Origin of the sequence: Pseudomonas umsongensis, assembly GCF_002236105.1 — a bacterium.
Classification (GTDB): domain Bacteria; phylum Pseudomonadota; class Gammaproteobacteria; order Pseudomonadales; family Pseudomonadaceae; genus Aquipseudomonas; species Aquipseudomonas umsongensis.
Genome location: NZ_NIWU01000001.1, coordinates 933,626 through 955,402, shown reverse-complemented (window position 1 = coordinate 955,402; position 21,777 = coordinate 933,626). Strand labels below are relative to the sequence as shown.

Here is a 21,777-nt window from a genome sequence, read left to right as displayed (position 1 = left end):
AGCTGATTGCGCACCTGACCGGGTGCGGCGGCGGTAACAACAAACGGGAGAACACCATGACGCACGACACACCGGCCAGCGCGGGCGCGCCGATCAGCTACCCTTTCGCCATGCTGCCCACCGCCGGAGCACCCGAACCGATAGCGCCGGGCGTGCAGTGGCTGCGGCTACCGCTGCCGGTGTCCCTGGGCGCCATCAACGTCTGGCTCCTGGCTGACGGGGCTGGCACCACACTGGTCGATAGCGGCATTTACGACGAGCAGACAGTTGCGTTATGGCGCCCATTGCTGGAAGGCACGTTACGCGAGGCCCCCTTGAGCCGGGTCATCGCTACCCATCTTCATCCGGACCATGTCGGAATGGCCGGCTGGCTGACCCGGCACACCGGCAGTCGCTTGTGGATGACGCGCCTGGAGTACCTGCAAGGCCGCCTGTTGGCCAGCGATAGCGCACGCACGGCGCCAGAGGAGACGCTGGCGTTCTACCGGCGCGCCGGATGGGACGGGCCGACCCTGGAGCGATACCGCCAGCGCTTCGGCAGTTTCGGCCGCATGATCTCGCCCTTGCCCGACAGCTACCGACGCATACGCGACGGCGAGCGGCTGAACATCGGCGGGCATTCATGGGAAGTGGTGGTGGGTGCCGGCCATTCACCGGAACACGCCTGCCTGTATGACGCCGACCGCAAGCTGCTGATATCCGGCGACCAGGTGCTGCCGCGTATCTCGTCCAACGTCTCGGTGCAGCCCAGCGAGCCGGATGCCGATCCGCTGAGCGACTGGCTTGAATCCCTGGCCACCCTGCGTCGTCGTGTGCCCGACGACGTGCTGGTGCTGCCGTCTCACGGTAAACCTTTCCGGGTCCTGCATGCACGCATCGAACAACTGCAAGCCGATGCATGGGGAGCGCTGGATCGGTTACGCGCAGGCTTGCACGAGCCCGCACGCGCCATCGATCTGTTCACGCTGCTGTTCAGCACCGCCGTATGCAACGACGACCCCACCCGCTTCACCCTGGCGACCGGCGAAACCCTGGCCTGCCTCAACCACTTGTTGCTGCGCGGTGAGGTCAGTGTCTCTCTTGATGAACAAGGCGTAGCCTGGTACGCCCCCCTGTAGGAGCGAGCATGCCCGCGAGGGTCGTCAACGATAACGCGGGAAGCCTGACACCCCGCGGCGTTCTCGGGTTTATCGCGAGCATGCTCGCTCCTACAGAAGACTCAGGCCGCTCACGCGATCGCTCGCGAGGGTCGTCTACTGTCTCAATCCCTTGTCGCTGCGGTGTGCGTAGGAGCGAGCATGCTCGCGATGGAAGTCAACGATAACGCGGCAAGCCTGACACCCCGCGGCGCTCTCGGGTTTATCGCGAGCATGCTCGCTCCTACAGAGGATTCAGGCCCTCACGCGATCGATAATGACTCGGGCCACCGCCAAGGATCGTGTTCCACTCAACGAGTGCCGCACTGTATGTCCAGGGTCAGCGCGTTGAGGTAGGCGTTTTCGACCACATGTCGCACCAGCGCGGCGAACTCTTGCGGATGGCCCATGCGGCGTGGGAACAGCAGACCGTTGACGATGGTTTCCGAGACTTTTTCCGGCATGCCGGCGGACATCCCGGACTCGAACAGTCCTGGCGCCAGGCTCACCACGCGTATGCCGTGTTCAGCCAGGTCGCGGGCAATCGGCAGCGTCATGCCTATGATGCCGGCCTTGCTCGCACTGTAGGCCGCCTGCCCCATCTGCCCCTCACGGGCAGCACCCGAGGCGGTGTTGATGATCACACCGCGCTCGCCACTGTCTTCGGGTGTGTTCGTGGACATGGCCAACGCCGCGTGGCGGATGATATTGAAAGTCCCCGTGAGGTTGACCCCCAACACCCGGTTCCACAGCTCGGTCGGAAACAGCTGGCCTTTGGATAGCGTCTTGCAGGGGCCCAGGATCCCCGCGCAGTTCACCGCCACATGCACCCCGCCAAAGCGCTGCACCACCGTATCGATACCCGCCCTGACACTGGCTTCGTCGGCAACGTCGACCGCGATGCCGGTGATACCGGTGATGCCATCCAGCGCGGCATCGAGCCGTTGTTGATCCAGGTCAAACCCCACTACCTGGGCTCCCGCGGCCGCCAGCGCCTTGCAAGTGGCCAGGCCAAGCCCTGATGCCGCGCCCGTGACGACGGCTACTTTATTATCCAGTTTCATTGTGATTCCTTCGTTGGCACCCGGATTGGGGACCTGGCGGATCTTAAAAAACAAATCCACCCGCTCGTCCCTCCCATTGCGGAAGGACATGAACTGACTGGAGCACCTCCTGATCCCACAAGCGCTTAACTGCAGCTATCGTAAAATCTTGACCTGCATCGACAGGTTGGCTAGTTTCGCCCGGCGCGTGAGTCGCCGTGACCGTGGCGCGAGGATAAGAAGTTGCCAGACACCCCAGCCAGACATCTGGTTTCGACCAAGTTTTCACCACCGCGCATCGGTACCCGCCATGTGCCTCGCACCGCGCTGCTCGCTCAGCTTCAGCGCATGCAGCATTGCAAATTGGCGCTGGTCACCGGCGCTGCGGGTTACGGTAAAACGACCCTGATGGCGCAGTGGCGCCAGGACCGGCTCATGGCCGGCGCGGAAGTGGCCTGGGTGTCGCTGACGGTCGAGGACAAGGGCTACACCGCCTTCTGCTCAGCGTTTTTCGAAGGATTGCGGCGGTTGGGCATTGAAGTGGACATTGACCTGCTCCGCGAGGACACCACGGAGCCTGCGTTGCAAGCCTGCGTCGCGATTATCGTCGAGGCTGCGACCCAGTTGAGCAAAGAGCTCTACCTGATTGTCGACGACTATCACCATGTGGAAACCCCTCTTGCCCACAAGCTGATTCAAAAGCTGCTCGACCAGAGTCCGGGCAACCTGCACCTGGTGCTCGTGTCGCGGGTCAATCCGCCGTTAAGCCTCTCTCGACTGCGCGTCATGGACCAACTGGCTGAAATCGAAAGCGTCGAACTGCCGTTTGACCTGGCCGAGACCCGCACCTTCGTGGAGGAGAACCTGGGCACGGACAAGATCAATGCCGATGAACTGAGCCTGATCCAGGAACTGACCAGCGGCTGGCCCTCTTGCCTGCAACTGATCGTCATCATGCTCAAGAACCGCCCTTCAACCCGCTCGATTCTCAACGATCTGGTCTGGCGCTCAAGCGACCTGCAAAGCTACCTGAGCGAAGAGGTGGTGGCGCACCTGCCCGAAGAACTGGTCGAAGTTGCCGAAACGTTGTCGATCTTCCGCCGCTTCAACGCCCCGATGGCCGCTGCCGTGACCGGCCATGCCAACGCCGGTGAACTGCTTCAGCGCATGGAAGACGAGAACCTGCTGATCAATCGGGTCGACTCCGAAGACCGCATGACCTGGTATCGCTTCCAGCCGCTGTTCGGGGAATTCCTCAGCGCACGCCTGGAGCGTCGAAAAAAGGACATCCGTGCCTTGCACCGCCTCGCAGCCCATTGGTTCGCCGGACACAGCTGCCTGACCGAGGCAGTTCGCCACGCCAGCCTGGGCGACGACGTCGAGTTTGCCATTCAGGTGATAGAGCAGAGCGCGCCAAAGACCTGGAGCCTGGCTTATCTCGCTCCGACCTTACGCCTGTTGGAGCGTTTGCCCGAGGACGTGCTGTTTCGCCACCAGCGCCTGCTGTTCCTGGCCTGCATCACGGTTTCGCTGACCTCGCGTCCGGAACGTGCAAAAGCCTGGCTAGAGCGTCTACAGGCGAGTGGCCTGAGCGAACACCCTGAACTGGCCAGCGGCATACCGCTGATCCATGCCGCCATCGCCGTGCAGGAAGATGACAGCGAGCGCACCATTGCCTTGCTGGAACCTGTGCGTGATGCACCTATGGACAATCCCTTCTTACGCTACATGCTGCTGGCGGCACTGTGCGTGGCCTATTACACGGCGGGACGCTATGCCGATGCCCGACGCCTGTTCGACATTCATCCTATACCCCCGCAGGATCGCGGCAATGACATGGCATTGGTCGCGGAATCGGCACGCTTGACCACCTATATCGTTTGCGGCGAAATCGGCGTGGCCGAACCGCTGGTATCCGAACTGCTCGAGCGCTCCACACGCGAGGGTGGGCATCGATCGATCTGCGCCAACCTCTGTGCCAGCCTGCTGGCCGATGCGTTTTACGAGCTTGACCGGATCGATGACGCGCGCGAGTTGATCGCCAACCGCTCTGGCTTGCTGCACTCCTCCGTTCCCGATGTCATTGTGCGCACCAACATCAGCCGCAGCCGCCTGGACCTGTTGCAAAAAGGCCCGGATACCGCCCTCGCCTTCCTGCGCCAGCAAATTTCCCACCTGCGCAGCCTCGGACAAATTCGCCCAGTGGCTCAGTTATTGGGCGAACAGATCCGCGTGAGCCTGGTCAAGGGCCAGCGTAATCAGGCCGTGGAGTTGTTGCAAACCCTCGAAGAGATTGCCCGCGACCACAGCAGCGAGCACGGTGGCCGGGCAGAACTGCCGGCCATTGCCGCTTTGGCGCGGGCGCGGATTCTCACTAGCGTCGACTCCCAAGCCGCCCTGCAAGCCTTGGACGAAGTGAGACACTACGCCGATAGTTTCCAGCGCCACCGCCTTGGCGTGCTCGCCGACCTGCTGCGTGCCGGCGTGCTGGATGATCTCGATCGCCCGGAAGACTCCCTCGCACGACTCCGTGAGGCCGTGGAGAACGGGCGACGCCTGGGGCTGGTCCGTACCTTGCTGGATGAAGGGGCATTGAGCGAGAAACTGCTTTCGCGTCTATCCCAAAGCCCCCTGGACACCCCCCTGCGTCAGTACGTCGACGAACTGCTCGGCAAGCTCACCGGCCCTTGCGCGCCGCCCCTCCCGACATCACGTTCGCGGCGGACCACGACCACCGGGCAAGCGCCGCAATTGACGCCACGCGAACGCGAGATCCTCAGCCTCGTTTCCCAGGCCATGTCGAGCAAGCGCATCGCCCACACGCTGGACATCAGCCTGGACACGGTGAAATGGAACCTGCGCAACATCTACGCCAAGCTGGGCGTTTCGAGCCGGTACGACGCCATGGTCTGGGCACGCAATCACAAGCTGATCGACTGATTTTTGCCAATTGCGCGCCGTCCAGATGACATGGCGCGCCCGGGAAAATCAGAGCACTTCGAATAAACCGGCGGCGCCCATGCCACCGCCGACGCACATGCTCACCACCACGTACTTCACCCCACGGCGTTTGCCCTCCAGTAACGCGTGGCCAACCATGCGCGCGCCACTCATGCCGTAGGGATGACCGATGGCGATCGACCCGCCATTGACGTTCAGTTTTGCGGGGTCGATGCCCAGTGTTTGCGCGCTATACAACACCTGACAGGCAAAGGCCTCGTTGATTTCCCACAGCCCGATATCATCCACGCGCAGGCCGTGCTGACGGAGCAATTTGGGGATTGCCAGCACCGGGCCGATGCCCATCTCTTCCGGCGCCAAACCTGCCACCGCGATGCCGCGATACAAGCCCAATGGACTTACCGAGGAACGGGCTGCCAATGCACCGCTCATCAACACACACGCGCTGGCGCCATCGGACAATTGACTGGCATTGCCCGCGGTGATGCAACCGCCTTCGCGCACTGGCGCCAGAGCTTGCAGATTGGCCAGGGTGGTTTGCGGGCGATTGCCTTCGTCCAGGGTCAGGCGCACATCTTCGTAGCTAATGGCACCGCTTTGCTTGTCGACGACTTTCTTGCGCACGCTGACCGGTATGATCTCGTCGGCGAACAAGCCGGCTGCCTGGGCCGCTGCGGTACGTTGCTGGGATTGCAGGCTGTAGGCGTCCTGGGCTTCGCGACTGATGTTGTAGCGCCGGGCAACGATTTCTGCGGTCTGCAGCATCGGCATATAGGCATGCTCGGCCATGCGCTGCACATTGGCATCCTGCTCATTGGCGGCGAATTGCGTGTGCGGGTTTTGTACCAGGCTGATCTGCTCCTGACCGGCACCGATGGTCACCTGCATGCCATCCACCATGATCTGTTTGGCGGCAATGGCAATCGCCATCAGGCCCGAAGCGCATTGGCGATCGATGGTCTGGCCGCTGACCGACAATGGCAAGCCAGCCGCCAAGGCAGACAGGCGCGCCAGATTGGTTGCTGCAGTGCCGCTTTGCATGGCGGTGCCCAGCACCAGGTCATCGATTTCGCCCGGCTCGATGGCCGCGCGTTCGACGGCGGCGCGAATCGCCACCGCGCTCATCGACGGCGATTTGAAATCGTTGAACGCCCCTCGGAAGGCCTTGGCGATGGGCGTGCGGGCAGTGGAAACGATAACGGCGTCTTGCATGGTATTGCGCTCCAACGATCAGTCGCAGAGGCGGCAACGTGCCGCCCGCTGGGGGTGAGGGATAGGGACCGGGCGATTTCCGGCGTTCGAGTGTCCATCTGTTGGGCAGGTGGATTAATGAGAACGAGAGGATCCGGGTGGGGCAAGCGTAGCCAGCTCACTGGCTGGGCCGCCCCCCCCTTTTGAGGTTACAGCCCAGGTTTTTCAGAACGCGAAGGATCGCTCCGGCATGGCCATCAGGCAGCCCGCACCGGCCAGCAAGGCCTCTCGATGCGCGCCGGCCCGTGGCAGGACCCGGCGCAGATAAAAGTCCGCCGATTGCAGCTTGGCCTGGTAGAACGCCGCGTCACCACTGCCCGCCGCCAATGCCTGGCTGGCACGTACAGCCGCCTGCAACCACAGCGCCGCCAACATCACGTACGCCGAGTAGGCGAGGAAATCCACCGACACCGCGCCGATTTCCTCGGGATCGTGGCGACAGGCTTGCAGCACCGAGTGGCCCAGCGCTCGCCACTCTTCAAGGCGCTGTCCGACCCGCTCGGCCATCTCTGGCTGAGCCGTCGCCTGATGCACCTGCGTGGCCAACTCGTCGATCAACGCGTTGAGTTCGCTGCCGCCATCACCGAGTAACTTGCGACGGATCAGGTCCAGTGCCTGGATGCCGTTGGTGCCTTCGTAAAGCTGGGTGATGCGGCTGTCGCGCATCAACTGCTCCATGCCCCACTCGCGGATAAACCCATGGCCGCCGTACAGCTGCACGCCAAGGCTGGCCACCTCCTGGCCGCAATCGGTGAAGAACGCCTTGACCACAGGAATGAGGAAAGCGGCACGACGGGCCGCGGCTTCACGTGCCGCCGGATCGCTGGCGCCGTGCTCCAGATCCAGTTGCCTGGCCGCATAGGCCGCAAGCATCCGGCAGCCTTCACTGAGGGTCTTCTGGATCAGCAGCATGCGCCGTACGTCAGGGTGAACGATGATCGGATCGGCAGGCTTGTCCAGTGCCACGGGACCTTTGATGGCGCGTGATTGCAAGCGTTCGCGCGCATAGGCCAGGCCGCCCTGGAATGCCGCTTCGGCAATGCCCAGGCCCTGCAATCCAACCTGGAAGCGCGCATCGTTCATCATCGTGAACATGCAGGCCAGGCCTTGATTCGGCTGACCGACCAACCAACCCGTGGCGCCGTCGAAATTCATCACGCAGGTAGACGCACCCTTGATGCCCATCTTGTGCTCCAGCGCCCCGCAGCTCAGGGCATTGCGCGCAGCGGGCGATCCATCGGCGTCGAGCAGCCGCTTGGGTACCAGGAACAGGCTGATCCCTTTGATACCCGGCGGTGCATCCGGCAATCGAGCGAGCACCAGGTGAATGATGTTGTCGCTCAAATCCTGTTCGCCGCCGCTGATGAAGATCTTGCTGCCGCTGAGCTGGTAGCTGCCATCCACCTGGGGCTGGGCGCGGGTGCGCAGCAGTGCCAGGTCTGAGCCGGCCTGGGGTTCGGTGAGGCACATGGTGCCCGTCCACTCGCCGCTGACCAGTTGCGCAAGGTATCGCTGCTTGAGTTCGGCGCTGCCATGGCGATCCAGGGCCAGGACCGTGCCTTCGGTCAGCCCGGAGTAGACGCGAAACGACAACGAGGCACTCATCAGCATCTCGTGGAAACTCGCCGACAGCATCTGCGGGAAGCCTTGCCCGCCGAACTCCAGCGGTCCGGTCATGCTCGCCCAGCCCTGCTCGACAAACTGTTTATAAGCCTGGCGAAAACCATCCGGCGTGGTCACCTCGCCATCCTGCAACCGACAGCCCTGCTCGTCGCTGTTGCGGTTGAGCGGTGCTACTACTTCGGCGGCAAACCGCGCGGCCTCTTCGAGAACTCCGTCGATGGTGTCGCGGTCCAGACCGTTGTCCAGTTGCTGGCAATGCCCGCTCACGTCAAACAGTTCGTGCAGCACAAAACGCATATCGCGCAGCGGCGCTTGATAACTCATGCCCTACTCTCCACATCGTCAAAAAGTTTGCCCACACCCATATTCCAAGTAGAAAAACAAGGATTGCCGACACCCTAAGCAGCCGCCTACTATTTGAGAAATTTCATTTTCATATGCGTGATATTTGCTAAGTGAATACAACCAACTTCGATCTCAACCTGCTGCGCATCCTCGATGTGCTGCTGCGCGAGCAGAACGTCTCCCGCGCTGCCTCGCGCCTGGCGCTCAGCCAGCCAACCGTGAGCAACGCCCTGGCGCGTTTGCGCGAACAACTCGATGACCCGCTGTTGGTACGGGTTGGGCGGCGCATGCGCTCTATGAGCGAACTCCAATTCAGCACGTGAAAAATCAAACCAGTCGCTCAAACTCCGGCACGGCTTCGAACAAATCCGCCACCAGCCCGTAATCCGCCACCTGGAAGATCGGTGCTTCTTCGTCCTTGTTGATCGCCACGATCACTTTGGAGTCCTTCATCCCCGCCAAGTGCTGGATCGCGCCGGAAATACCGACGGCAATGTACAGCTGCGGCGCTACGATCTTGCCGGTCTGCCCGACCTGCATGTCGTTGGCGACAAAACCTGCGTCGACCGCCGCACGCGAAGCGCCGACACCTGCGCCGAGTTTGTCCGCCAGCGCGTACAGGTGCTTGAAGTTGTCACCGTTCTGCATACCACGCCCCCCCGAAACGATGACCTTGGCGGCGGTCAGCTCGGGGCGGTCGGATTTAGCCAGGGTTTCGCCAACGAAGCTGGAAGTGCCGGCGTCGTAAAGCGTGTCAACGACTTCGACGGTTGCCGAGCCGCCAACAGCGGCCACCGGATCGAAACCGGTAGCGCGCACGGTGATCACTTTCACCGAGGCGTTGGATTGCACGGTGGCAATGGCGTTACCGGCGTAGATGGGACGCTGGAAGGTGTCGGCGCTTTGCACGGCGATGATCTCGGAAATCTGGTCGACGTCCAGCGCGGCGGCAACCCGGGGCAGGACATTTTTGCCGTTGGACGTCGCCGGGGCCAGGACGTGGTTGTAGATCGAGCGCTGTTCCAGCACCAGCCCGGTCACCAGCGGCGCAACGTTCTCAGGCAGTTGATGGGCGTACGCAACGTTGTCGGCCAGCAAAACCTTGGCCACACCCACGATCCTTGCGGCGGCTTCAGCCACCGCAGCCACGCCGGCACCTGCCACCAACACGTGCACCTCACCACCGATTTTGGCAGCGGCAGCCACGGTATTCAGTGTGGCCGCAGCCACTGTGTGGTTGTCGTGTTCAGCAATTACCAAAATAGTCATCAGATCACCTTCGCTTCGTTTTTCAGTTTCTCGACCAGTTCTGCCACCGACTTGACCTTGATTCCCGCGCTGCGTGCCGCCGGGGCCTCGACTTTTAGGGTCTTGTTGGTGGAGACAGTGGAAACGCCCAAAGCGTCGGGAGTCAGCGTCTCGAGAGGCTTCTTTTTGGCTTTCATGATATTGGGCAGGGACGCGTAGCGCGGCTCGTTCAAACGCAGGTCGGTGGTGACGATGGCCGGCAGCTTCAGGGAAACGGTCTGCGCGCCGCCGTCGATTTCACGGGTGACGGCTACGCTGTCGCCGCTGATTTCGACTTTGGAGGCGAACGTGCCCTGACCGTAGCCGCTCAATGCAGCAAGCATCTGGCCAGTCTGGTTGTTATCACTGTCGATCGCTTGCTTGCCGAGGATCACCAATTGCGGTTGTTCCTTGTCGACCACCGCCTTGAGCAGCCTGGCAACCGCCAGCGAACCCAGGTCATCTGCCGCTTCGACGAGAATGGCACGATCAGCACCCAGCGCCAGTGCGGTGCGCAACTGCTCCTGCGCACCCGAAGAACCCACGGTGACTACTACCACTTCGCTGGCGACCCCTTGTTCCTTGAGGCGAACCGCTTCTTCCACGGCGATTTCGCAAAAGGGGTTCATTGCCATTTTCACGTTGGAGAGGTCGACGCCAGTACCGTCCGCCTTCACCCGGACTTTGACGTTGTAGTCGACCACTCGCTTTACTGCAGCCATTACTTTCATTGGAATTGTCGCCTGCATAAAGATTGGGTATTCGAAGCTTACCCAAAGGGCGACATGCCTTACCCTCCCTTGAATGGGTGGGTGATACGTCCGTACACCCCCCTCCTTCGGCGTCGTTATCCTTGGTCAATCCGCTTGCACGGTCACCTGTCGCTGCTCGCCCAAGCCCGCGATGCCCAGGCGAATCGTCTGCCCCGCACGCAGGAAGACCGGCTGCGGCTTGATGCCCAGCCCGACGCCCGGTGGCGTGCCCGTGGAAATCACATCGCCCGGTTGCAGGCTCATGCAGCGACTCAGGTAGGCAATCAGTTGCGGCACATTGAAGATCAGCGTGCGCGTGTTGCCTTGCTGGTAGCGGTGGCCGTCAACCTCCAGCCACAGGTCCAGGGCATGCGGGTCGGCAATTTCATCCCGGGTGACCAGCCACGGGCCGAGCGGGCCGAACGTATCGAAGCCTTTGCCCTTGTCCCAGGTACCGCCGCGCTCCAGTTGCCATTCACGCTCAGAGACATCGTTGATCACGCAGTAGCCGGCGACATGCTCCATGGCGTTGGCTTCATCGATGTATCGCCCGCCTTTGCCGATGACCACGCCAAGTTCCACCTCCCAATCAGTCTTGAGCGAGCCCCGCGGAATCTCAAGGTTGTCGTTCGGGCCGCAGATGGCACTGGTCCATTTGCCGAAGATGATTGGCTCCTTGGGCACTTCCATGTTCGACTCTGCCGCATGGTCGGCGTAGTTCAGCCCGATGCAGATAAACTTCCCGACTTGCCCCACACAAGCACCAATACGCGGCTGCCCGGCAACGATCGGCAGGCTGGCTGGATCGATCGCAGCAAGCGTTGCCAGGCTTTCAGGGCTCAGGACCTGCCCGGTGATATCCTGCACGTGGCCAGAGAGATCGCGGATTTGATTGTCGGCATCCAGCAGGCCCGGCTTCTCCGACCCCTTTTCGCCATAACGCAACAGTTTCATGTGGTTCTCCTGCTTGAACGCAATAGTGCAAAGCGGGTGTCAGATGCTCATGCCGCCATCGATGACATGCACACCGCCCGTGGTATAGGCAGACGCATCGCTGCCCAGGTACAAGGCCAACTGGGCGATCTCTTCGGCGCTGCCGATTCGTCCCATGGGCTGGCGGTCGAGGAATTGCCGGTAGACCTGCGCTTCGTCAACGCCTTGTTGCGCGGCCTGGACAGCAATGCGCTGGCGCAGCGACGGCGACTCCACGGTACCCGGGCAAATCGCATTGCAGCGAATGCCCTGGCCAATGAAGTCAGCGGCAACGGCTTTGGTCAATCCCACCACGGCGGCCTTGCTGGCAGCATAGGCGAATCGGTTGGGCACGCCTTTGACGCTCGATACCACCGAAGACATGTTGATGATCGAACCGCCACCACGCTCCAGCATGCCAGGCAAGAACGTGCGGATCATCCGGTACATGGCGGTGACGTTGATGTCCATCGAACGCGCCCAGGACGCTTCGTCACATTCGAGAATGTTGCCACTGGCCACATAACCCGCGCAGTTGAAAAGTACGTCCAGTCCACCGATACGTTCACTGGTTTCGCCGATGGCACGGGCTGACGTCACGTCCAGGCTGAGGGCAGTGATGCCCTCGACGCCCGCCAACCCCTGGATATCGATGTCCGTGGCAAACACCTCGGCACCGGCCCTGGCAAAGGCCAGGGCGCTGGCCATGCCGATGCCTTGGCCTGCTGCCGTGATCAGCACGCGTTTGTCCTGCAGGTTCATGCCGTCTCCAGCTTCGCGGGAGTGATTGCGGTTTTGGCAGTCCTGCCGAGCATCGATGCGGGAATGGCCAGGATCAGCCCGCCGCTGACGAACAGGCACAGCGCCAATACATAAGTTCCGTTGTTGATATTGCCGGTGAGGTTCTCCGCCACGGCAGTGATCATCGAACCGGTGAAGCCAGACAGATTGCCGAAGGCGTTGATCATGCCGATGCCGGCTGCCGCAGCGACACCCGACAGCACGGTTCCCGGGAGGGTCCAGAAAATCGGCATCAGGCTGAGAATCCCGGAAGCGGCGATACTGAGGAAGAACACCGACAGCACCAGGTTGTTCGCAAAGTAAGCGCTGAGGATCAGGCCGACGCCACCGATGAATGCCGGAATCGCCGCGTGCATGCGTCGCTCACCGGTGCGGTTGGAGTGGCGGGCGTTGAGCAGCATTGCCACGACTGCCACGGCATAGGGAATGGCGGTCAGCAAGCCAATGTGCAGGCTGTTGGTGATACCCGTGCTCTTGATGATCGAGGGCATCCAGAACGCCAGGCCGTAGAATCCGGTGTTGAAGGTCAGCAGGATCAGCACCAGCAGCCACACCCGCGGGTTGAAGAACACTTCGCTCAAGCGCGAGGCCTTGCCCTGGTTGTCGGTTTGCAGATTAGCCTTGAGCAAGGCTTTTTCCGCAGCCGACAGCCATTTGGCGGAGTCGATGTTATTGGCCAGGCAGACGATCACGACGAACGCCATGATTACCGAAGGAATGCCTTCGATGATCAGCATCCACTGCCAGCCGGACATACCATGCACACCTTGCATGCTGTTCATCAACCAACCGGAAAGGATACCGCCCAAGGTCAGGCTGATCGGCATGGCCATCAGGAATCCGGACATCACCCGGCTTTGCCGATGGGTCGGAAACCAGTAGTTGAGGTAGAGAATCACCCCGGGGAAGAAGCCGGCTTCACAGATCCCCAACAGGAAACGCAGCACGTAGAACATGGTGCTCGATTCGATATGGAAAAAACCCGCCAGCGGTACGGTGAAGGCTACGGCCATGGAGATCACGGCCCAGGTCAACATGATCCGCGCAATCCAGAAGCGTGCACCGTAGCGATGCAGCAACAGGTTGCTCGGCACTTCAAAGAGGAAGTAGCCCCAGAAGAACATACTGGCGCCCAAGGCATAGACGGTATTGCTGAATTGCAGCTCGTTGAGCATGTCGAGCTTGGCAAAGCCGATGTTGACCCGGTCCAGGTAGGCCGCCATATAGCACAGGAGCAGGACGGGCAGGATGCGCCAGATGACCTTGCGGTAGGTCCGGTCTTCAAAGTCGAGCTCGCCAGCGCTCGCCTGCGCAGGTATTTGCTCGGATATCGTTTGCATGAGGTAACCCCTGGGCATGTGGACATGCCTGATTGTTTTTATCGAATGGGTCAGGCCGAGCGAACCGTTCACTCGGCGATGGAACGATGACTAGAGTGCCGCTGTGGTTTTTTCTCCATTGACCAGGCGCGCAAGCCCCAATGGGTTGCGGTTCTGCAGGGCTTGCGGGAGCAAGGCATCAGGGAAGTTCTGATAGCACACCGGACGCAGGAAGCGATCGATGGCCAACGTGCCTACCGACGTGCCACGGGCATCCGACGTCGCCGGCCAAGGGCCGCCGTGGACCATGGCCTCGCAGACTTCCACACCCGTTGGATAGCCATTGATCAGTACGCGGCCGACTTTATGCTCAAGCAGCGCGACCAGGTCGGCAGACGCTTCAAGCTCCTCGAGCTCACCCACCAATGTCGCTGTCAACTGACCGCGCAACCCTTGCAAGGCCGCCAACAGCTCAGCTCGATCAGCGACTTCAACCACCACGGTGGCCGGGCCGAAGATTTCTTCCTGCAACAGTTCATTACCTGTCAGCAGCAGGCTGACATCGGCCTGGAACAACTGGGCACAAGCCTGGTTGCCCTGCTGCGCCTGGCCGGCCAGCCGGGTGATTTGCGGGTGCGCCAGCAACGCTTCGCAACCCTGCACATAACTGCGCAGGCCACCGGCATTGAGCAGGGTTTGCGGCGATTGATCGGCCAACAAAGCCGCGAGGGTCTGCACGAACCCGCTGAACGCCGCAGAGCGGATGCCGATGACCAGGCCGGGATTGGTGCAAAACTGCCCCGCCCCCATGACCACCGACGCCGCCAGTTCGCTGGCGATACGCTCGCCGCGAACCTGCAACGCTTGAGGCAACACCAATACCGGGTTGATGCTGCTCATCTCGGCGAACACCGGGATCGGCTGCGCACGTGCAGCCGCCATGTCGCACAGCGCCCTGCCGCCCTTGAGTGAACCGGTGAACCCGACGGCCTGTATCAGCGGATGCTTGACCAGCGCCTCGCCGACGCCAGCACCGAAGATCATGTTGAACACGCCCTTGGGCATGTCGGTCTGCTCGGCGGCTCGAATGATGGCTTCGGCCACCCGTTCGGCGGTCGCTATGTGCCCGCTGTGGGCCTTGAACACCACCGGGCAGCCCGCGGCAAGCGCAGCGGCGGTATCACCACCGGCGGTCGAGAATGCCAACGGAAAGTTACTCGCGCCGAACACCGCAACCGGGCCGACACCCAGGCGACACTGGCGTATATCGACACGCGGCAAGGGTTGACGTTCAGGCAGTGGCAGATCGATGCGCGCCCCGTAGAAGTCGCCGCGACGCAGGGTCTGGGCAAACAACCGCATCTGGCCGCTGGTACGCGAGCGTTCACCTTGGATGCGTGCCGACGGCAGGGCCGTCTCCTGGCAGACCAGGGCTACAAAATCATCACCCAGTGCATCCAGCTCGTTGGCAATCGCTTCAAGAAATTCGGCCCGGCGCGCGGCTGACAAGTTACGGTAGATCGGATCTGCTGAAGCTGCGGCCCTGGCAGCGGCGTCCACTTCCTCGGCCGTGGCCTGGAAGAAGGCCGTGGGCAGCGCTTGCCCGGTCGTCGCGTCAACGCTGTGCAGCACGACCGGTCCGGCGGCGCTGCGGCCACCGGCGATGAAATTGTGTCCGGACAGTTCGGGCATGACAGTCTCCTAACCCTGATTGGAAGCCAGGCGCTACTTTACTGTCGCGAATCGATTCATTCCCAATGGCATTTTCGGATTAACCGATAACGATCTGTTATCGAAAAAACCATCAATTCCATGATGCTGTTCACTTTAGGTAGGGGGCTGCGGGTCCCTTATTCGGGTTTGTATCCGTTGCTGCGGTAACGGCCAGCTAGGGTTTCGCTTTTACTGTAGGAGCAGGCTTGCCGGCGAAGGCGTACTGGCGGCCAATGGGGGTTTGTGACTGAGTACATATCCATTGCTGCGGTAACGGCCACTTAGGGTTTCGCTCTTACAGCGAGTCACTTGGAAAAACGGAACGCCGCCCGGCCCTAAGTAACCAAGGGCTCTTGCCCCTGGCGTTCGGCCCCTCGCTAAGGCTCGGGGTACCCTCGCTCCGGTCCTGCTCCGTGGGCCCGCCGCGATGGGCCATCCCTGGCCCAGCGCGGCTAAACCGGCATCCATGCCGGTTTACCCACTGCGCAGAACCTCCACTCGGCCTCTCGAGGGGGCAAGAACATCAAAAGCCAGAGCAACAGCGAGGCGGCCTTAAAGCCGACCTGATTGCAGGCTTGTCCGCGATCCCCTTGTAGGAGCGAGCATGCTCGCGAAAAACCTGAGAGCACCGCGGGCTACCAGGTGCCCCGCATTATCGTTAACGACCATCGCGACGGTGCGACGATTCGACATGCTCGCTCCCACAAGTGATCAGGTACACCCATAACAGTCAGGGTCGGCTTTAAGGCCGCCTCGCTTTGGCTTTTGATCTGGGGCGCCCCGTTAAACCACGATGGCCGAACGCAGGCATTGCGCAGTGGGTAAACCGGCAGGACGCCGGTTTAGCCGCGCTGGGCCAGGGACGGCCCATCGCGGCGACCCACGGAGCAATGCCGGAGAGAGGGCATGCCGAGCTACAGCGAGGCACCGAGTGGTGGGGCAAAGCCTTTTGCTTCCTTTTTGGTGTTTGAAAAAGGGAGTCGCTGTAAAAGCGAAACCATAGGTGGCCGTTACCGCAGCAATGGATATGCACTCCGACAACCCATTTCACACAGGGCTTCCTGTGACGCCCCGCATCACCGTCGCGCACGGCTCAATTAATGCGTCGTCAGCGGAACGCGGAGCGTCCCTGGCGGCATTCCTTTGCTGCGCGTGGGAACGATCAAATCCAGGTTCACCCGTAACAGTCAGGTCGGCTTTAAGGCCGCCTCGCTTTGCTGTTGATCGCGGGCGCCCCGTTAACCACGATGGCCGAACGCAGGCATTGCGCAGTGGGGAAACCGGCAGGACGCCGGTTTAGCCGCGCTGGGCCAGGGATGGCCCATCGCGGCGACCCACGGAGCAATGCCGGAGTGAGGGCATGCCGAGCCTAAGCGAGGCACCGAGTGGTGGGGCAAAGCCTTTTGCTTCCTTTTTGGTGTTTGAAAAAGGGAGTCGCCGTAAGGGCGAAACCATAAGTGGCCGTTATCGCAGCAATGGATATGCACTCCGACAATAAATCTCACTATAGCTTCCTGTGACGCTTCGCATCACCGTTGCGTACGGCTCAGTTAATGCGTCGTCAGTGGAACGCAGAGCGTCCCTGGCGGCATTCCCACGCAGAGCGTGGGAACGATCAATCGCCAACAGGGGATCGAGGTACACCCGTCAAAGTCAGGTCGGCCTTAAGGCCGCCTCGCTTTGCTTTTGATCGCGGGCGCCCCGTTAACCACGATGGCCGAACGCAGGCATTGCGCAGTGGGGAAACCGGCAGGACGCCGGTTTAGCCGCGCTGGGCCAAGGACGGCCCATCGCGGCGACCCACGGAGCAATGCCGGAGTGAGGGCATGCCGAGCCCCAGCGAGGCACCGAGTGGTGGGGAAAAGCCTTTTGCTTCCTTTTTGGCGTTTGAAAAAGGGAGTCGCCGTAAGGGCGAAACCATAGGAGGCCGTTACCGCGGCAATGGATATGCACTCCGACAGCCAATTTCACACAGGGCTTCCTGTGACACACCGCATCAACGTTGCGCACGGCTCAATTAATGCGTCGTCAGCGGAACGCGGAGCGTCCCTGGCGGCATTCCCACGCAGAGCGTGGGAACGATCAATCGCGAGCAGGCTCGCTCCCACCGGGGATCCAGGTGCACCGGTCAAAGTCAGGTCGGCTTTAAGGCCGCCTCGCTTTGCTGTTGATCGCGAGCGCCCCGTTAACCACGATGGCCGAAGTGAGGGCATGCCGAGCCCCAGCGAGGCACCGAGTGGTGGGGCAAAAGCCTTTTGCTTCCTTTTTGCTGGGCGGGCACTCCGGCGTTTGAAAAAGGGAGTCGCCGTAAGGGCGAAACCATAGGTGGCCGTTACCGCAGCAATGGATATGTACTCCGACAACAATCGCCCACAGGGCATTGGAGCCATCTACAAAAAATCACAAATTTCTGCAGGTCTATCCGCATTGCGATCGTTTTCAACTCGCCGCCAGCCGGGCGTTCTCTTTCAATATCTCGGCAAACTCCAGGGCTGGCCCCAGCAGTTGCTCGCCCTTGCGCGTGAGGATGCCGTAGTCCTGTGGCACCAGGTGCAGTGGTGTATCCAGGGTCTTGAGCTGGCCGCTCTTGAGCAGCGGATCGACCATGGCATGGGGTAGCATGCCGATCATTGGCCCGCGTTGCAGCACCTGCAGGAAGGTCTGCATGGAGATGGTATCGACGGTGTTGCGAGGCATGCCCACGCCAGCTTCGGCGAATGCCAGTTCCATGCGGCCGCGAATGGGGGTGCCTACCGGGTAGAGAATCCACGGCAAGTCCACCAATTGCTGCAATGAGAGAGGTCCGGCACCGGCCAGCGGATGACGGTCGTTGACCACGATGCAGAACGGTTCGGGCGCCAGCGGCTGGAAGTCGTAGCGCTGCTGCTGGGTTTGATCGGTGAACCGGGCGATGGCCAGGTCGAGGTTTTTTTCCTCGAGCATTTTCATCAGGTGGTTACTGGTTTGCTCCACCACCTCGATCGACAGTAAGGGCCAGCGTTCCTTGATCTGCAAAATGGCCTCGGGCAAGGCCACGGCGGTGGCGGCGAAAATACCGCCAATCCTGAGGTGGCCGTGACCACCCTCGCGCAGGCTGCTTATCTGTTCGACAAACGAACGTGCATCGTTCAGGGCAATCTGCGCATAGCGCAGCACATGCTCACCGAGCGCCGTGGGCGGCATGCTGCGCGGCAGGCGTTCGAACAAGGCAAAACCGAGCAGGCTTTCGATTTCCTTGAGCATCTTGCTGATGGCCGGTTGGCTGAGATTCATCTGTTGCGCTGCCAGGTGCATGTTGCGCGTGCGCCCGAGGGTATCGATCAGCTGCAAATGCCTGAATTTGAGCCATCCGCAAACGCTGGAAAATGAAAGTTCCGACATGGGCACCCCTCGTCGAGCAATAACTGCACGTTATCGAATACTGAAATTATCTCATTGGAGTTTATCGACTGTGCGCCCTAGCGTGAAGCCTTTACGAACCAGGAAGATTGCCATGTCGCTGATGCTTACTCCCGAAAACACCCTGCCGGTCGATGGCGTGGCCGGTACCTTGATCGGCCGTGCCTGGGTGCCGGGGCGAATCGCCGGCCCTTCGCCGATCGTCCTGCGCGCCGACGGCGTATTCGACCTGTCGGAGCGCTTCGCGACCTTGAGTGACTTGCTTGAATCCGATGCCCCGCTCGCGGCAGTACGCCAGACCCCCGGCACTTTCATCGCCAGTGTCCAGGACCTGCTGGCCAACACCGGCCCCGGCACCGATCCGTCCAGGCCTTACTTGCTGGCGCCCCTGGATCTGCAAGTGATCAAGGCGGCCGGCGTGACCTTCGCCGCCAGCATGATCGAGCGAGTGATCGAGGAGCAGGCCGGTGGCGATGCCGCCAAGGCCGAAGCTGTGCGGGCCACCGTGCACGGCGTGATCGGCGACAACCTGCGCTCGATCGTTCCGGGATCGGAACAGGCCATGCACTTGAAAGCCTTGTTGATCGAACAGGGCATGTGGTCACAGTATCTGGAAGTGGGTATCGGGCCGGACGCGGAAATCTTCACCAAGGCACCGGTGCTGGCCTCTGTGGGCAGTGGCAGCCGAATTGGCATTCACCCCGGATCGCAGTGGAACAACCCGGAACCGGAAGTGGTGCTGGCGGTCAACAGCCGCGGGCAGATCCACGGTGCCACCCTGGGCAACGACGTCAATCTGCGCGACTTCGAAGGCCGTAGCGCGCTGTTGCTGAGCAAGGCCAAGGACAATAATGCCTCCTGCTCGATCGGGCCTTTCATCCGCCTGTTCGATGAGCATTTCAGCCTGGACGATGTCCGCGCCTGCGTGGTCGACCTTGAGGTACAAGGCGAGGACGGCTACCGCATGCACGGATCGAGTTCCATGAGCCAGATCAGCCGTGACCCACAGGACCTGGCCGACCAGACCCTCAACGCCAATCACCAATATCCCGATGGTTTCCTGCTGTTTCTCGGTACCCTGTTCGCTCCGACCGAAGATCGCGATCATGTCGGCAGCGGTTTCACCCACAAGGTGGGAGACCGGGTCAGTATCAGCAGCCCATTGCTTGGTCGTTTGCACAACGAGGTGACACTCAGCTGCGAAGCAACGCCATGGACCTTTGGCGTGAGTGCCTTGCTGCGTAACCTGGCCTCCCGTGGACTGCTTGCACGCTGATGCCGCAAAAGAGTGTCGCTTCATCCAATTACAAGAGAGAAATGCATCATGAGTGATACGCCTGGACGTCGCCTGCGCAGCGAGCAATGGTTCAATGACCCTGCCCACGCCGACATGACTGCCCTGTATGTCGAACGCTACATGAACTACGGCATGACCCGTGAAGAGCTGCAATCGGGACGTCCGATCATTGGTATCGCCCAGACGGGCAGCGACCTGACGCCTTGCAACCGTCATCATCTGGAACTTGCGCAGCGGGTCAAGGCCGGCATTCGTGATGCGGGCGGGATCCCCATGGAGTTCCCCGTCCATCCGATCGCCGAACAGTCACGCCGGCCGACCGCCGCACTGGATCGTAACCTGGCCTATCTGGGGCTGGTGGAGATTCTCCACGGCTATCCACTCGATGGTGTCGTGCTCACCACCGGTTGCGACAAGACCACCCCGGCCTGCCTGATGGCCGCCGCGACCACGGATCTTCCTTCCATTGTCCTGTCTGGCGGGCCGATGCTCGACGGCCACCACAAAGGCGAATTGATCGGCTCCGGCACCGTGCTCTGGCATGCGCGCAACCTGATGGCCGCCGGGGAAATCGATTACGAAGGCTTCATGGAAATGACTACCGCGGCATCGCCTTCGGTGGGTCACTGCAACACCATGGGCACGGCCCTGTCGATGAACGCCCTGGCCGAAGCGCTGGGCATGTCGCTACCGGGTTGCGCGAGTATTCCGGCGCCGTATCGCGAGCGCGGGCAAATGGCCTACGCCACCGGCAAGCGCATCTGCGAACTGGTGATGCAGGATGTGCGGCCCTCGCAGATCATGACCCGCGAGGCCTTCGAAAATGCCATCGCCGTGGCCTCGGCACTGGGGGCATCGAGTAACTGCCCTCCCCACCTGATCGCCATCGCCCGGCACATGGGCGTCGAGCTGAGCCTCGACGACTGGCAACGCATTGGCGAAGACGTACCGTTGCTGGTCAATTGCATGCCGGCCGGCAAGTACCTTGGCGAAGGTTTCCATCGCGCCGGCGGCGTTCCGGCGGTGATGCATGAACTGAAAAAGGCCGGGCGCCTGCACGAAGACTGCGCCACGGTCAGCGGCAAGCGCATTGGCGAGATCGTCAGCAGCACGCTGACCAGTAACGCCGATGTGATCTACCCCTTTGAAACGCCACTCAAGCACCGCGCAGGTTTCATCGTGCTCAGCGGCAACTTCTTCGACAGTGCGATCATGAAGATGTCGGTGGTGGGTGAAGCCTTTCGCAAGACCTACCTGTCCGAGCCTGGCGCGGAAAACAGCTTCGAAGCGCGGGCGATCGTGTTCGAAGGGCCGGAGGATTATCACGCGCGGATCGACGACCCGGCGCTGGACATCGATGAGCGCTGCATCCTGGTCATTCGCGGTGCGGGCACCGTGGGCTACCCGGGCAGTGCCGAAGTGGTGAATATGGCGCCCCCGGCAGCGCTGATCAAGCAAGGTATCGACTCCCTGCCCTGCCTTGGCGACGGTCGCCAGAGCGGCACATCGGCCAGCCCTTCGATCCTCAACATGTCGCCGGAAGCGGCCGTGGGCGGTGGCCTGGCGTTACTGAAAACCAACGACCGCCTGCGCGTGGACCTCAACGCCAGATCGGTGAACCTGCTGGTCGACGAAGCCGAAATGGCCCGCCGCCGCGCCGAGTGGACGCCCAACATCAAGGCTTCGCAAACCCCTTGGCAAGAGCTTTACCGGCAACTGGTCGGACAGCTGTCCACGGGCGGCTGCCTGGAACCGGCCACCCTGCATTTGCGCGTCATTGCCCGAAGCGGCGGCGAACCACGGCATTCGCACTGACGGCTGTTGCGGCAGCTGCCGTCCCTGTGATCGTGGATACAAACCCATCAACACCACTGTGCG

14 protein-coding genes and 1 pseudogene are annotated in these 21,777 nt (G+C 61.5%); 5 read left to right on the top strand and 10 right to left on the bottom strand.

Going from position 1 to position 21,777, the window contains the following annotated elements; translation table 11 throughout:
- Window positions 1-56 precede the first annotated feature (56 nt).
- Window positions 57-1,118 carry an MBL fold metallo-hydrolase gene (locus PSUM_RS04245; protein WP_083349060.1) on the top strand — a complete coding sequence of 354 codons (1,062 nt, stop codon included), beginning with the start codon at window positions 57-59 and terminating at the stop codon, window positions 1,116-1,118.
- A 329-nt stretch (window positions 1,119-1,447) separates the two neighbouring features.
- On the opposite strand, the gene PSUM_RS04230 is transcribed toward PSUM_RS04245, so the two are convergent.
- Complete coding sequence (locus PSUM_RS04230; RefSeq protein ID WP_083349057.1) at window positions 1,448-2,200, bottom strand: SDR family NAD(P)-dependent oxidoreductase; 753 nt, start codon at window positions 2,198-2,200, stop codon at window positions 1,448-1,450.
- Between the two features lie 222 nt (window positions 2,201-2,422).
- Between PSUM_RS04230 and PSUM_RS04225 the strand changes: the two genes are divergently transcribed.
- Window positions 2,423-5,119 (top strand): winged helix-turn-helix domain-containing protein, encoded by a 2,697-nt coding sequence (locus tag PSUM_RS04225; protein ID WP_083349056.1) that lies wholly within the window; start codon window positions 2,423-2,425, stop codon window positions 5,117-5,119.
- A 48-nt stretch (window positions 5,120-5,167) separates the two neighbouring features.
- Here PSUM_RS04225 and PSUM_RS04220 read toward each other — a convergent pair whose 3' ends face one another.
- Window positions 5,168-6,352, bottom strand: coding sequence for an acetyl-CoA C-acyltransferase (locus PSUM_RS04220; RefSeq protein ID WP_020799135.1), 1,185 nt, complete (start codon window positions 6,350-6,352; stop codon window positions 5,168-5,170).
- 204 nt (window positions 6,353-6,556) lie between these two features.
- A complete protein-coding gene (locus PSUM_RS04215; RefSeq protein WP_083349055.1) occupies window positions 6,557-8,338 on the bottom strand; it encodes an acyl-CoA dehydrogenase C-terminal domain-containing protein in 1,782 nt (593 codons plus the stop codon).
- Between the two features lie 131 nt (window positions 8,339-8,469).
- Here PSUM_RS04215 and PSUM_RS04210 point away from each other — a divergent pair.
- Window positions 8,470-8,652 (top strand): annotated as a pseudogene (locus PSUM_RS04210) (LysR family transcriptional regulator); the annotation flags it as partial.
- Window positions 8,653-8,686: 34 nt separating this feature from the next.
- Here PSUM_RS04210 and PSUM_RS04205 read toward each other — a convergent pair.
- From PSUM_RS04205 to PSUM_RS04155, 7 genes are all read right to left on the bottom strand, one after another.
- The gene (locus PSUM_RS04205) at window positions 8,687-9,628 is read right to left on the bottom strand and encodes an electron transfer flavoprotein subunit alpha/FixB family protein (RefSeq protein WP_083349054.1); all 942 of its coding nucleotides are present in this window, start codon (window positions 9,626-9,628) and stop codon (window positions 8,687-8,689) included.
- Window positions 9,628-10,377 carry an electron transfer flavoprotein subunit beta/FixA family protein gene (locus tag PSUM_RS04200; RefSeq protein WP_083349053.1) on the bottom strand — a complete coding sequence of 250 codons (750 nt, stop codon included), beginning with the start codon at window positions 10,375-10,377 and terminating at the stop codon, window positions 9,628-9,630. The genes PSUM_RS04205 and PSUM_RS04200 overlap by 1 nt, the downstream gene beginning before the upstream one ends.
- Window positions 10,378-10,503: 126 nt before the next feature.
- On the bottom strand, window positions 10,504-11,352 hold the full coding sequence (locus tag PSUM_RS04195) for an ureidoglycolate lyase (RefSeq protein ID WP_083349052.1): 849 nt from the start codon (window positions 11,350-11,352) through the stop codon (window positions 10,504-10,506).
- Window positions 11,353-11,391: 39 nt separating this feature from the next.
- On the bottom strand, window positions 11,392-12,132 hold the full coding sequence (locus PSUM_RS04190) for an SDR family oxidoreductase (RefSeq protein WP_083349051.1): 741 nt from the start codon (window positions 12,130-12,132) through the stop codon (window positions 11,392-11,394).
- On the bottom strand, window positions 12,129-13,511 hold the full coding sequence (locus PSUM_RS04185) for an MFS transporter (protein WP_083349050.1): 1,383 nt from the start codon (window positions 13,509-13,511) through the stop codon (window positions 12,129-12,131). The genes PSUM_RS04190 and PSUM_RS04185 overlap by 4 nt, the downstream gene beginning before the upstream one ends.
- 90 nt (window positions 13,512-13,601) lie before the next feature.
- Entirely contained in the window at window positions 13,602-15,182 is a 1,581-nt protein-coding gene (locus PSUM_RS04180; protein ID WP_083349049.1) for an aldehyde dehydrogenase (NADP(+)), read from the bottom strand.
- A gap of 2,460 nt (window positions 15,183-17,642) precedes the next feature.
- Window positions 17,643-18,584, bottom strand: a complete 942-nt coding sequence (locus PSUM_RS04155) for a LysR family transcriptional regulator (protein ID WP_020798327.1) — start codon at window positions 18,582-18,584, stop codon at window positions 17,643-17,645.
- A gap of 112 nt (window positions 18,585-18,696) precedes the next feature.
- Here PSUM_RS04155 and PSUM_RS04150 point away from each other — a divergent pair, with 112 nt between their 5' ends.
- On the top strand, window positions 18,697-19,878 hold the full coding sequence (locus PSUM_RS04150) for a fumarylacetoacetate hydrolase family protein (RefSeq protein WP_020798326.1): 1,182 nt from the start codon (window positions 18,697-18,699) through the stop codon (window positions 19,876-19,878).
- Between the two features lie 48 nt (window positions 19,879-19,926).
- Window positions 19,927-21,714: an IlvD/Edd family dehydratase gene (locus PSUM_RS04145; protein ID WP_020798325.1), complete on the top strand. Its 1,788-nt coding sequence runs from the start codon at window positions 19,927-19,929 to the stop codon at window positions 21,712-21,714.
- Window positions 21,715-21,777: the final 63 nt, after the last annotated feature.

Excerpts from the sequence above, each read along its gene's own strand:
- PSUM_RS04190 (WP_083349051.1), bottom strand. The coding sequence starts at position 12,132 with ATGAACCTGCAGGACAAACGCGTGCTGATCACGGCAGCAGGCCAAGGC.
- PSUM_RS04215 (WP_083349055.1), bottom strand. The coding sequence starts at position 8,338 with ATGAGTTATCAAGCGCCGCTGCGCGATATGCGTTTTGTGCTGCACGAA.
- PSUM_RS04155 (WP_020798327.1), bottom strand. The coding sequence starts at position 18,584 with ATGTCGGAACTTTCATTTTCCAGCGTTTGCGGATGGCTCAAATTCAGG.
- PSUM_RS04145 (WP_020798325.1), top strand. The coding sequence starts at position 19,927 with ATGAGTGATACGCCTGGACGTCGCCTGCGCAGCGAGCAATGGTTCAAT.
- PSUM_RS04230 (WP_083349057.1), bottom strand. The coding sequence starts at position 2,200 with ATGAAACTGGATAATAAAGTAGCCGTCGTCACGGGCGCGGCATCAGGG.
- PSUM_RS04245 (WP_083349060.1), top strand. The coding sequence starts at position 57 with ATGACGCACGACACACCGGCCAGCGCGGGCGCGCCGATCAGCTACCCT.
- PSUM_RS04150 (WP_020798326.1), top strand. The coding sequence starts at position 18,697 with ATGTCGCTGATGCTTACTCCCGAAAACACCCTGCCGGTCGATGGCGTG.
- PSUM_RS04185 (WP_083349050.1), bottom strand. The coding sequence starts at position 13,511 with ATGCAAACGATATCCGAGCAAATACCTGCGCAGGCGAGCGCTGGCGAG.
- PSUM_RS04180 (WP_083349049.1), bottom strand. The coding sequence starts at position 15,182 with ATGCCCGAACTGTCCGGACACAATTTCATCGCCGGTGGCCGCAGCGCC.
- PSUM_RS04195 (WP_083349052.1), bottom strand. The coding sequence starts at position 11,352 with ATGAAACTGTTGCGTTATGGCGAAAAGGGGTCGGAGAAGCCGGGCCTG.
- PSUM_RS04220 (WP_020799135.1), bottom strand. The coding sequence starts at position 6,352 with ATGCAAGACGCCGTTATCGTTTCCACTGCCCGCACGCCCATCGCCAAG.
- PSUM_RS04205 (WP_083349054.1), bottom strand. The coding sequence starts at position 9,628 with ATGACTATTTTGGTAATTGCTGAACACGACAACCACACAGTGGCTGCG.
- PSUM_RS04200 (WP_083349053.1), bottom strand. The coding sequence starts at position 10,377 with ATGAAAGTAATGGCTGCAGTAAAGCGAGTGGTCGACTACAACGTCAAA.